The 10828-nt window shown below is 60.9% G+C and carries 8 protein-coding genes and 3 tRNA genes; all 11 read left to right on the top strand.

Going from position 1 to position 10828, the window contains the following annotated elements:
• Positions 1-26 precede the first annotated feature (26 nt).
• The 11 genes from BLU71_RS11960 to BLU71_RS11910 all read left to right on the top strand — a co-directional run bounded on the left by BLU71_RS11960 (position 27) and on the right by BLU71_RS11910 (position 10787).
• Positions 27-587 carry a CvpA family protein gene (locus tag BLU71_RS11960; RefSeq protein ID WP_016773942.1) on the top strand — a complete coding sequence of 187 codons (561 nt, stop codon included), beginning with the start codon at positions 27-29 and terminating at the stop codon, positions 585-587.
• Positions 588-628: 41 nt separating this feature from the next.
• Positions 629-2134: an amidophosphoribosyltransferase gene (purF, locus tag BLU71_RS11955; RefSeq protein WP_003226416.1), complete on the top strand. Its 1506-nt coding sequence runs from the start codon at positions 629-631 to the stop codon at positions 2132-2134.
• A 70-nt stretch (positions 2135-2204) separates the two neighbouring features.
• On the top strand, positions 2205-3416 hold the full coding sequence (locus tag BLU71_RS11950) for an O-succinylhomoserine sulfhydrylase (protein ID WP_083353162.1): 1212 nt from the start codon (positions 2205-2207) through the stop codon (positions 3414-3416).
• A complete protein-coding gene (locus BLU71_RS11945) occupies positions 3413-4189 on the top strand; it encodes an SDR family oxidoreductase (RefSeq protein WP_042609436.1) in 777 nt (258 codons plus the stop codon). Before BLU71_RS11950 ends, BLU71_RS11945 begins: the two co-directional genes overlap by 4 nt.
• A 166-nt stretch (positions 4190-4355) precedes the next feature.
• A tRNA-Val gene (locus tag BLU71_RS11940) sits at positions 4356-4431 on the top strand.
• Positions 4432-4486: 55 nt separating this feature from the next.
• Positions 4487-4563: transfer RNA gene (locus BLU71_RS11935), tRNA-Asp, on the top strand.
• Between the two features lie 93 nt (positions 4564-4656).
• Positions 4657-4733: transfer RNA gene (locus BLU71_RS11930), tRNA-Asp, on the top strand.
• Between the two features lie 479 nt (positions 4734-5212).
• Positions 5213-8044, top strand: a complete 2832-nt coding sequence (locus tag BLU71_RS11925; RefSeq protein ID WP_064363927.1) for a xanthine dehydrogenase family protein molybdopterin-binding subunit — start codon at positions 5213-5215, stop codon at positions 8042-8044.
• Complete coding sequence (locus BLU71_RS11920) at positions 8037-8576, top strand: (2Fe-2S)-binding protein (RefSeq protein ID WP_065615018.1); 540 nt, start codon at positions 8037-8039, stop codon at positions 8574-8576. The genes BLU71_RS11925 and BLU71_RS11920 overlap by 8 nt, the downstream gene beginning before the upstream one ends.
• A gap of 2 nt (positions 8577-8578) precedes the next feature.
• Positions 8579-9814 carry a c-type cytochrome gene (locus BLU71_RS11915; protein WP_083353161.1) on the top strand — a complete coding sequence of 412 codons (1236 nt, stop codon included), beginning with the start codon at positions 8579-8581 and terminating at the stop codon, positions 9812-9814.
• A 1-nt stretch (position 9815) separates the two neighbouring features.
• A complete protein-coding gene (locus tag BLU71_RS11910) occupies positions 9816-10787 on the top strand; it encodes an XdhC family protein (RefSeq protein WP_083353160.1) in 972 nt (323 codons plus the stop codon).
• Positions 10788-10828 lie beyond the last annotated feature (41 nt).

Below are 10828 nucleotides of genomic sequence, written 5' to 3'. Positions count from 1 at the left end.
CGCCTTATCCGTCTGTAGGCTGCACTGTGCCATTTACCTGGGTTGACTGGGCGATCGTTGCAATCATCGCCATCTCCGCTTTGATCAGTCTGAGCCGCGGCTTCGTAAAAGAAGCTTTATCGCTGCTGACCTGGATCATCGCAGGAGCGGTTGCCTGGATGTTTGGTGGCTCACTGTCCGAGTACCTCGCCGGATACATCGAAACCCCATCGGCTCGCGTGATCGCGGGCTGTGCCATCATGTTTGTCGCCACACTGATCGTGGGCGCAATGATCAATTATCTTATCGGCGAGTTGGTTCGCGTCACCGGGTTGTCCGGAACCGATCGATTCCTCGGCATGGCCTTCGGTGCAGCGCGTGGCGTGTTGCTGGTGGTCGTGGCGGTCGGGCTGTTGAGCCTGGGGCCGGTACAGCAGGACGGGTGGTGGAAAGAATCACAGCTCGTGCCCAAGTTTCTATTGGTCGCCGACTGGTCCAAGAACCTGATATTGGGGTGGAGCAGTCAGTGGCTTGCCAGCGGAATCAGCGTACCCGCTGAGATTCCGTTCAAGGAGCAGCTCTTGCCGACGGCGAAAACGCCTCAGTGAGTGTTGTTCAGTTCAGATCCATTAAGTAGGGGTTGCGTCGCATGTGTGGCATCGTCGGTATCGTCGGTAAGTCGAACGTCAATCAGGCGCTGTATGACGCGCTAACCGTGCTCCAGCACCGCGGCCAGGACGCTGCCGGTATCGTGACCAGCCATGATGGCCGGTTGTTCCTGCGCAAGGATAATGGCCTGGTGCGTGACGTGTTCCAGCAGCGTCACATGCAGCGTCTGGTCGGCCACATGGGTATCGGCCACGTCCGTTACCCGACTGCCGGCAGCTCGACGTCGGCCGAAGCCCAGCCGTTCTACGTCAACTCGCCGTACGGCATCACCCTGGCGCACAACGGTAACCTGACCAACGTTGAACAGTTGGCCAAAGAGATCTACGAATCCGATCTGCGTCACGTCAACACCAGTTCCGACTCGGAAGTGCTGCTCAACGTGTTCGCCCACGAGCTGGCCCAGCGCGGCAAGCTGCAGCCGACCGAAGAAGACGTGTTCGCCGCCGTGACCGACGTGCACAATCGTTGCGTTGGCGGTTACGCCGTTGTGGCGATGATCACCGGTTACGGCATCGTCGGTTTCCGCGACCCGCACGGCATTCGTCCAATCGTGTTCGGCCAGCGTCACACTGACGAAGGCGTGGAGTACATGATTGCCTCGGAAAGCGTTTCGCTGGACGTGCTCGGTTTTACCCTGATCCGCGACCTCGCACCGGGCGAAGCGGTGTACATCACCGAAGACGGCAAACTGCACACCCGTCAGTGCGCGACCAATCCGTCGCTGACCCCGTGCATTTTCGAACACGTCTACCTGGCGCGTCCGGACTCGATCATCGACGGCGTATCGGTGTACAAGGCGCGTCTGCGCATGGGCGAGAAACTCGCCGAAAAGATCCTGCGCGAGCGTCCTGAGCACGACATCGACGTGGTGATCCCGATTCCCGATACCAGCCGTACCGCGGCGCTGGAACTGGCCAATCACCTGGGCGTGAAGTTCCGCGAAGGCTTCGTCAAGAACCGTTACATCGGTCGTACCTTCATCATGCCCGGCCAGGCTGCGCGCAAGAAATCGGTACGCCAGAAGCTCAATGCCATCGAGCTGGAGTTCCGCGGCAAGAACGTGATGCTGGTCGACGACTCGATCGTACGCGGCACCACCTGCAAGCAGATCATCCAGATGGCTCGCGAAGCCGGTGCGAAGAACGTCTATTTCTGCTCGGCGGCACCCGCGGTGCGCTTCCCGAACGTCTACGGTATCGATATGCCGAGCGCTCACGAACTGATCGCGCACAACCGTTCGACCCAGGACGTGGCTGATCTCATCGGCGCCGACTGGCTGATCTATCAGGACTTGCCTGACTTGATCGAAGCGGTCGGCGGCGGCAAGATCAAGATCGAAAACTTCGATTGCGCGGTATTCGATGGCAAGTACGTGACCGGTGATGTCGACGAGGCTTACCTGGACAAGATCGAACAGGCGCGCAACGATGCCTCGAAGGTCAAGACCCAGGCAGTCAGTGCGATCATCGATCTGTACAACAACTGAGTTTCCACCGGCCCTGAGGGGCCGGTTTTGTATCTGACATTTTTTCGAGAACACAGCAAGGAGAGACAGCATGAGTCAGGAATGGGATGCCGGTCGGCTGGACAGCGACCTCGAAGGCGTAGCGTTCGATACCCTGGCCGTCCGTGCCGGTCAGCACCGCACGCCGGAAGGCGAGCACGGTGATCCGATGTTCTTCACCTCCAGCTACGTGTTCCGCACCGCTGCCGATGCGGCGGCGCGGTTTGCCGGCGAAGTGCCGGGCAACGTTTATTCGCGTTACACCAACCCGACCGTGCGCGCGTTCGAAGAGCGCATCGCCGCGCTGGAAGGCGCCGAGCAAGCCGTCGCCACGGCAACCGGCATGGCCGCGATCATGGCGGTGGTGATGAGTCTGTGCAGTGCTGGCGATCATGTGCTGGTGTCGCGCAGTGTGTTCGGCTCGACCATCAGTCTGTTCGAAAAGTATTTCAAGCGCTTCGGCGTCGAAGTTGATTACGTGCCGCTGGCCGATCTGTCGGCTTGGGATGCGGCGATCAAGCTGAACACCAGACTGCTTTTCGTCGAGTCGCCGTCCAACCCGTTGGCCGAGCTGGTGGATATCGCCGCGCTGGCAGAAATCGCCCATGCCAAGGGCGCGCAACTGGTGGTCGACAATTGCTTCTGCACCCCGGCGCTGCAACAGCCGCTGAAGCTCGGCGCGGACATTGTCGTGCACTCGGCGACCAAGTTCATCGACGGTCAGGGCCGTTGCATGGGCGGCGTTGTCGCCGGTCGCGGCGAACAGATGAAGGAAGTGGTCGGTTTCCTGCGGACCGCCGGGCCGACCCTCAGCCCGTTCAACGCGTGGATCTTCCTCAAGGGGCTCGAGACGCTGAACCTGCGCATGAAAGCTCACTGCGCCAACGCCCAGGCGCTGGCCGAATGGCTGGAGCAGCAGGACGGCATCGAGAAAGTCCATTACGCCGGTCTCAAGAGCCATCCACAGCACGAGTTGGCTCAGCGCCAGCAGAAGGGCTTCGGTGCCGTGGTCAGCTTCGAGGTCAAGGGCGGGAAAGAGGGCGCCTGGCGCTTTATCGATGCCACGCGGTTGATTTCGATCACTGCCAACCTCGGCGACAGCAAAACCACTATCACCCATCCGAGCACCACCTCCCACGGCCGTCTGGCGCCCCAGGAGCGTGAAGCAGCAGGCATTCGCGACAGCCTTATCCGCGTCGCGGTCGGTCTGGAGGATGTGGCTGACCTGCAAGCTGATCTGGCGCGCGGTCTGGCGGCATTGTGATCGAGTTGTCCACACCGGCGGCCAGTACCCATGGCCGCGTGGCGCTGGTCACCGGCGCTGCACGCGGGATCGGTCTGGGCATCGCCGCCTGGCTGATCAGCGAAGGCTGGCAGGTGGTGCTGACCGATCTCGATCGGGCGCGTGGTTCGAAAGTGGCGAAGGTGCTCGGCGAGAACGCCTGGTTCATCGCCATGGACGTCGCAGACGAAAATCAGGTCGCACTGGGCGTGGCCGAGGTGCTGGGGCAATTCGGTCGCCTGGATGCGCTGGTCTGCAACGCAGCGGTGGCCGATCCGCACAACATCACCCTGGAAAGCCTTGATCTTGCCTATTGGAATCGGGTGCTGGCGGTGAACCTGAGCGGGCCGATGTTGCTCGCCAAGCACTGTGCGCCCTATCTGCGTGCGCACAACGGTTCGATCGTCAATCTGGCCTCGACCCGCGCCGCGCAGTCGGAACCGGATACCGAGGCTTACGCTGCAAGCAAGGGCGGGTTGCTGGCGCTGACCCATGCGCTGGCAATCAGCCTCGGGCCGGAAATTCGTGTGAATGCTGTCAGCCCGGGCTGGATCGATGCGCGTGATCCCTCGGTGCGTCGCGCCGAACCATTGGCCGACGCCGATCATGCTCAGCATCCGGCGGGCAGGGTGGGAACCGTCGAGGACGTGGCGGCGATGGTCGCTTGGCTGCTGTCGCGCAATGCCGGCTTCGTTACCGGGCAGGAATTCGTCGTCGATGGCGGTATGACGAAAAAGATGATCTACAGCGAATAACAAGCGAAGCCGCGTCCTGTGGGAGCGAGCCTGCTCGCGAATGCGGTCTATGGGTCGATGGCTTCTTCAGGAATGAAGCAATTTTGTCTTTTTCAGAAAAACTCCAATCCTGCTATTGACTTAGCTTCGCCACCTGCGTAAATTTCGCGGCCTCGGAGATGCAAACGGGTGATTAGCTCAGCTGGGAGAGCGTCTGCCTTACAAGCAGAATGTCGGCGGTTCGATCCCGTCATCACCCACCACTCCCGAGAAGCTTGCGCAAGCAAGAGAGTAGGCTGAAAGTGCCTGCACCGACGCGCAGCGGTAGTTCAGTCGGTTAGAATACCGGCCTGTCACGCCGGGGGTCGCGGGTTCGAGTCCCGTCCGCTGCGCCATATTTTACGAGTCAGATTTATCTGATTCGCGATTGCCAGGCACCGAAGCCTGCGATCAACACGAGTTACTTGAGCGCAAGCTCAAAGCGATACGCAGCGGTAGTTCAGTCGGTTAGAATACCGGCCTGTCACGCCGGGGGTCGCGGGTTCGAGTCCCGTCCGCTGCGCCATATCTGCCTCAAGGACCACTGAACGCCTTGAAGCGCCGAAACCAGCCACAGGCTGAATCGGATCGATAGCAAAGACCCTGGTCGAAAGACCGGGGTTTTTTGTGTCTGAAATTTGGCTATTCCCCTCTCGAACTCCTGCACAAATCCTTCTGTAGGAGTGAGCCTGCTCGCGATAGCTATATTCCAGTCGCCGGTATCCGCAACTGACACACCGCCATCGCGAGCAGGCTCACTCCTACAAGGATTTGATTCCAAACCAAATTGCTGCGATCCCACGTCGCATTGATTTTTTTGATTATTTAGTCAGGTTTTTGTAACTGGTTGTTTGCTGCGGGCGCGGAAACCTTTAAAGTTAACCTTTCGGTCAGCTTTGCACTGTCAACACAGCTCTTTGCTTCGCCAGAAAGAGCTTCTGCACGACTCGAGATCCCCAGTAGATAACCACAAGGGCGGACCTATAACCGCCCAGAGGATGATCCATGTCCAACCGTGAAATATCCCGGCGCTCGTTCCTCCAGGGCGGGCTGGTGGCGGGTGTGAGCGTTACGCTTACGCCGCTCAGCAGTCAGGCGCTGGCTGCCTTGATGGAAAACAGCGTCACCGTGCCGTCCGAGAAATGGCTCGGCAACAATGGCAAGGCGCGGCAACGCAACGACGCCCTGTCCAAGGTCTGCGGCAGCAAAGTCTTCGCCCGTGACATCCGTGCCAAGGACATGCCCGGCTGGCCTGAGCAACAGGGCCACGCGATGCTGCTGAAAACCATCAAGGCCGACCGCATCTATGCAGGCTACGACCTGTCGTGGCTCGGCGCCGAGCTGCAGCCGGATCGCATCGTCACCGCTGCCGATCTGGACAAGGACGGCATCGTCTTCCCCGAAGAGCACGCTCCCGATCCATTGCTTCCCGAAGGCAAAGTGCCGATGTTCATCGGTCACCCGGTGGCCATCCTGATCTGGAACGATTTCGAGCGTTTTCGTCAGGCCAAGAACCAACTGAAATTCAATGACAAAGCGATTCGTTACGGCGCCAAAGTGCCGTTCTACGAAGGCGATCCCTACGGCAGCTTCCGCTACGTGCGCGTCGGCGGTGCGACCTCGGCGGACGAAGACGAATTCGCCAGCCTGAAGGATTCGATCCTGTTCCCGATGCTGAAGAACCGCCGTCCGGTGTGGAATGCCTCGCCGAACCTGCACGGCAACCTCACCGAGCGCGGGCTGTTCTACGCCGACCGCATGAAGCAGGAGATCGACACGCCGCCAGACAACTGGCTGGTGTTCGATGAGCGCTACAAAACGCCGTCGATCGAACCGGCCGCACTCGAGCCGGATAACGGCAACGGCTGGTACGACCCGAAAACCAAAACCCTGCATTTCGTCGTGGCGACGCAGTGCCCTCTGGAAGTTGCGACCGAGACCGCGAAGATGATCGGGCCGTCGCGGTTTGGCCTTGCCAATCTGAACATGCACCCAGGCTATACCGTTGGCTATGGCTCCAAAGACCACAACATTTTTGTCTACTACGCAGCCTTGGCCGCGCTTTACGGCGGCGGTGTGCCGGTGCGTCTGGCCAACGACCGCTACGAGCAGTTCCAGAGCGGCATCAAGCGTCACCCGTTCGACATCCGCTACCAGTTGGCCGTGGACAAGAACGACTACACCTTCAAGATTTTCCGCGCCGAGATGAGCGTCGACGGCGGTGGCCGGGTCAACTACAGCCCATCTGTGGCAGCAGTGGGCGCCACCGCAGCGCAGTCGATCTACTACATGCCGCAGAACGATCTGCAAGTCACCGCGTATCACTCGCGGGCAGTAGAGGCAGGTTCGATGCGTGGTTACGGCACCCTGCAAAGCATGGCGGCGACCGAAATGATGGTCGACGAGATTGCCAATCGTCTGGGTGTCGATGCGATCGATTTGCGCCGCAAAAATGCGTTGCGTTCCGGCATGAAAAACACTCAGGGCGCGATTCCGGCCGGTGCGTTGCGCCTGCACGAAATTCTCGACAAGGCCTCGGTGCACGAGGTCTGGAAAAACCGCGACACGATCAAGCAGCAACGTGAAGCGGCAGACCCGGATAACTGGTACGGCGTCGGTTTCGCCATCTGCCAGAAAGACTTCGGCACCGGCTCCGAAGCGCCGATGGCCAGCATCGAATTCACCGCGGACGGGCGCATCACCCTGCGCCACATCGGTATCGAAATCGGCACCGGCATGTCCACTTCGCAAGCCTTGGTCGTCGCCGATTTCCTCGGCAGCCCGGCGCACGATGTGAAGACCGGCGAAACCGAATGGCAGGAAATGCAGCTGATCACCAGCGGCAACCCGTACATCATGAGCCAGGCCGAGCAGGACAATTTGCTGCGCAACCCGCGCTGGGTCGGCAAGCTGGCCTCAGCGTCGTCGGCGACCAACTCCGCCTATTACTTCAGCCATGCAACCCGGGAAGCGGCGCGCGTGCTGTTCAACCACGGTTTATGGCCGGCGGCACTGGAGATCTGGCGCCAGGGTCCGTACGGCGGCCAGGCCAACCCTTACGTAGTGCGCCGGGAAGATGCGCATTGGGTCGACGGCAAGCTGACCGCCAACGGCATGCAGCCGCTGAGCTTCGAGGAACTGGCCAAACGCGCCCACGAACGCGGTCTGGTGACGGGCGCCACGGTGCATGGTTTCAACCGCTGGAGCTGGGCCGAGGCCGAGTACAGCATCGACGGCGTGCGCGAGCGCCTGCCGCTCGACGGTCTGGCGGTGAAGTATGGTGATGGCGCGCCGCAAGCGAAGAAGGCGCAAATGAACAGCGCTGGCTTCCACCTGCTCGATCGGCAGAACGTCAATTACCCGGTGGTGCAGTTGAACAACGCCGCCGTGACCTATTACAGCCCGGTCGCCACTCTGGTCGAGCTGAAGGTCAACAAAGGCTCGGCGGAAGTCGAAGTGCTCAATCACCATTCGTGGATCGAGTGCGGCCGCGTGCTGGTGGAAGAATTGGTCAAGGGCCAGCTCGAAGGTGGCATCGCCATGGGTATTGGTCATGCGCTGATGGAAGAGATGCCGTTGTATGAAGGCGGTCCGGGGGAGGGTGACTGGAACTTCAACCGTTACCGTCTGCCGATGGCACGTCACGTTGCGGTGTGGAAGCAGACCGCGGAGATCCTGCCGCCGCTGTCGCCGAGCGATCCGTCCAAAGGCATCGCCGAAGTGGTGATGATCCCGATCGTCGGTGCCATCGGTAACGCCGTGGCGCATGCCATCGGTAAACGTGTTCGTGACCTGCCTATCACCGCTGCGCGCATCAAGGAGGCCCTCAATGGCTAACCGTCCGCTTCAACTGACCCTCAATGGTCAATCCGTCGGTCCGGTGGACATCCCTGATGACCTGCCGATGATCGACTACCTGCACGAATACAAAAACCTCACCGGCTCGCGTCTGGGCTGCGGCCAGGGCATCTGCCACGCCTGCGTGGTGATCGTCGATAACCCCGACGGCACCAGCGAAGAAGTGCGCACCTGCATCACCGGTGCGCATTACTTCGAGGGCAAAAAAGTCCGTACGATCGAAGGCCACGCCAAACGCGACGAGCAGGGCCAGGTCACTGAGCTGAACCCGATCCAGCAGCGCTTCGTCGACGAGTTCGCCTTCCAGTGCAGCTACTGCGCGCCGGGCTTCGTCAATGCCGCGACCGTGCTGGTCGAGAAGCTGCAACGTCAGCCGATCGTCAAAAGTCAGCTTGAACAGGTGATCGAGGACAGTCTTGGCCACCACGTCTGCCGCTGCACCGGGTACGTGCGTTATTACAATGCCACGCGCAACGTGCTGAGCGATCTCGGCCTGGTCAAGGAGGGTTGAGCATGAAGCGTTTACTGACCCGCTTGGCCCTAGCGGTTGGCGTCGCTGCACCAGCGTTTTTTGCCCACGCCGACGATCAGGTCAAGCGCGGCGAATACCTCGCTCGCGCCGCCGATTGCATGGCGTGCCACACCGCACCGGGTGGCGCGCCCTATGCCGGCGGCCTGCCGATCGTTTCGCCATTCGGCACGATCTACGGCACCAACATCACCCCGAGCAAAGATCACGGCATCGGCCTGTACAGCGATGACGAGTTCTTCGCTGCCTTGACCGAAGGCAAGCGTCGCGACGGCGCCAATCTCTATCCAGCGATGCCGTACACCTCGTACCACCTGATGCCGCGCGCCGATTCCGATGCGATTCACGCGTATCTGAAAACCATCGCGCCGATCGAACGCGCAGCACCGGTAACCAGCCTGAGCTTTCCGTTCAACGTGCGTCTGGGCCTGACCGGCTGGAACATGCTCTATGGCAAAGACGTCAAGCTTGAGCCCGCCGTAGGCAAGAATGAGGCGTGGAAGCGCGGCCAATATATGGTCGACGTCCTCGGACATTGCGGTGAATGTCACACGCCACGCGGCCTGCCCGGCGCGATGCAAATGGACAAGCGCATTACCGGAGGCATCCTCAATGGTTATCTGGCGCCGAGCCTGTTGGCCACTGACCTGGCCGCGCGCGGTTGGAATCAGCAGGATCTGAGCACGTTTCTCAAGCACGGCATGAGCGCGCAAGGAACGATGTTCAACGAAATGTTCCCGGTGTTTCACAACAGCACTCAGGGTTTGAGCGATGCTGATCTGGCGGCAATGGCGACGTTCCTGCTTGGCGAACAACCGCCGGCAGCCAAAGAGCTCGTCGAAGTACCGCTGGACAAGCTCAGCCTGAGTGCCCAGCGCGGCCGTCAGGAATACCTCAACGTCTGCGCCGGTTGTCACGCCGCTGGCGGTGAAGGCAAGCCGCACATCGCAGTGGCCATGCGCGGTAACACCACGTTGCGTCTGGACGATCCGCGTAACCTGTTGCGAGTGATCGAAGATGGCATTGGCGAACAGAAGTTCTCCGGGTTCGAGCACATGCAGCCGATGCCGGGTTTTGCTGAAAAGCTCAGTCCTGAGCAATTGACCGATCTGCTCAACTACCTGCGTCAAGGCTGGGGCGGCCAGAGCGCTGAGCTGGCAGTAAGTGAAGTGCAGAAGCTGCAAGCCGACGCGCCGAGCGTCGAGCACAAGGCCCACTGATATGCAGCATCTCGATCTGCAAGTGGTGCGCCGGGCGCTGGAATGGTCGGTGGCCGGGCAGCGGATCTGGCTGTGCACGGTGCTGAGCACTTACGGCTCGGCACCGCGCGCGCCGGGTTCGCTGCTGGCGGTGAACGACGGCGGGCAGTGGATCGGCTCGCTGTCGGGCGGTTGCGTCGAGGAGGATTTCCTTGACCGCGTCGCCGAAGGTGCGTTTCTCGAGGCGGTCAGCGTCGTGCGCTACGGCGAAGGCAACGATCCACGATCGCGGGTCAGCCTGCCTTGTGGTGGCATTCTCGATGTGTTGGTAGAGAAACTTGACGCCGACTGCGAGGTGCAGGCGCATCTGCGTGAACTGGAATCGGCGCTGCTGGGGCAGCGTCGTCTGCTTCGCGAAGTCGATCTGACCAGCGGTGCGCGTACTCTGTTTGCTGACCGTGAGCAGGGCGCGCGGATCGAGCGTGAGATCGACCGGGTGCGCATTCGTATCGGCGCAGCACAGCGCTTGTTGCTCGCTGGCTATTCCAGTGTGGCGCAGGCCTGTGCCGAGTTCGCGGTAGGGCTCGGCTTCGAAGTGATTCTCTGCGATCCGCGCGATGAAGTGCTTGAAGGTGTGGTGCTCAATGGCGTGGAGATCCGTCGGCAGTTGCCTTCGGTGTTCATTGCCGACGGTGGCTGTCATCGCGACACCGCGGTGGTGGCGCTCACCCACGATCCGCGTATCGACGATCTGGCGATGATGGAAGCGGTGCGCACCGAGGCGTTCTACATCGGTGTAATGGGGTCTCTGCAAACATCGCAGAAACGCTTCGAGCGCTTACGCCGCATTGGCGGTCTGGGGGAGGTGGAGCTGGCGCGGATTCACGCGCCGATCGGCCTGAACCTCGGCAGCAAGACGCCGGCGGAAATCGCTTTGGCGGTGCTCGCGGATATCCTGAGGATTCGCAGCGGAATTGCTCGGGATCAGCTCTGAGTTCCGTGTGTAAATGAAAAGGGCCGCACTACGCGGCCCTT

Origin of the sequence: Pseudomonas moraviensis, from assembly GCF_900105805.1 — a bacterium.
GTDB lineage: Bacteria > Pseudomonadota > Gammaproteobacteria > Pseudomonadales > Pseudomonadaceae > Aquipseudomonas > Aquipseudomonas moraviensis_A.
Note: the sequence above shows the minus strand (reverse complement) of the source record. Positions and strands in the feature narration are given on the sequence as shown.

Coding starts and splice junctions, on each gene's coding strand:
- purF (WP_003226416.1), top strand. CDS start 629: ATGTGTGGCATCGTCGGTATCGTCGGTAAGTCGAACGTCAATCAGGCG.
- BLU71_RS11950 (WP_083353162.1), top strand. CDS start 2,205: ATGAGTCAGGAATGGGATGCCGGTCGGCTGGACAGCGACCTCGAAGGC.
- BLU71_RS11925 (WP_064363927.1), top strand. CDS start 5,213: ATGTCCAACCGTGAAATATCCCGGCGCTCGTTCCTCCAGGGCGGGCTG.
- BLU71_RS11920 (WP_065615018.1), top strand. CDS start 8,037: ATGGCTAACCGTCCGCTTCAACTGACCCTCAATGGTCAATCCGTCGGT.
- BLU71_RS11915 (WP_083353161.1), top strand. CDS start 8,579: ATGAAGCGTTTACTGACCCGCTTGGCCCTAGCGGTTGGCGTCGCTGCA.
- BLU71_RS11910 (WP_083353160.1), top strand. CDS start 9,816: ATGCAGCATCTCGATCTGCAAGTGGTGCGCCGGGCGCTGGAATGGTCG.